Source organism: Arthrobacter sp. SPG23, assembly GCF_000876655.1.
Taxonomy (GTDB): Bacteria; Actinomycetota; Actinomycetes; order Actinomycetales; family Micrococcaceae; genus Arthrobacter.
Genome location: NZ_JYCN01000037.1, coordinates 1 through 651 on the forward strand (window position 1 = coordinate 1; position 651 = coordinate 651).

Sequence of the window (651 nt, forward strand, 5' to 3'; positions counted from 1 at the left end):
GTGGGAGGGAGCTGTCGAAGGTGGGACTGGCGATTGGGACTAAGTCGTAACAAGGTAGCCGTACCGGAAGGTGCGGCTGGATCACCTCCTTTCTAAGGAGCACCTACAACAACCCTGCCAGGCGTTATGTCTGTGTGGTGGTGTTGTCAGGAGTACGCCCGTTGCGCAGACGCTAGTTCTGCGGCGGGTGCTCACGGGTGGAATATCAGCAAATAGGTGCCTGGTGGCACGTGCCGGCAGCAAGTACGAACGGGGTCCCTCTTGAGGGTCCCGGTTCTGGAACGCTTGCCGGTGTGGATTGCCGGGTAGTGTTTGGCACACTGTTGGGTCCTGAGACAACAGGACCGGGGTTTCCCTTTGCGGGGTTGATCCTGGTACTTGTGTTTCTGGTTTCCTGGCTGCATCGATCATGCATGTATCGGCCTTTGCGGGTTGTGTGTGTGGGGTGTGTGGTACGGGGTTGTTGTTTGAGAACTACATAGTGGACGCGAGCATCTTTTATAAGAAGCAATTTCCAAGAATATGAACCTGGATCTGGCTGCGCGTGATGATGATTCCTTGTCTTTCGGGGCGGGGGGTGGTTGTTGGGTGTGGTTGGTTTCTGTGGTTCTCTCGAAAATTTCTGATTGATCTTTTGTGGTCAAGTTTTTT

General features: G+C 54.1%; 1 rRNA gene. It reads left to right on the forward strand.

The features are described 5' to 3' along the window. A 16S ribosomal RNA gene (locus TV39_RS21250) occupies nucleotides 1–92 on the forward strand; the annotation flags it as partial. Between the last annotated feature and the right edge of the window lie 559 nt (nucleotides 93–651).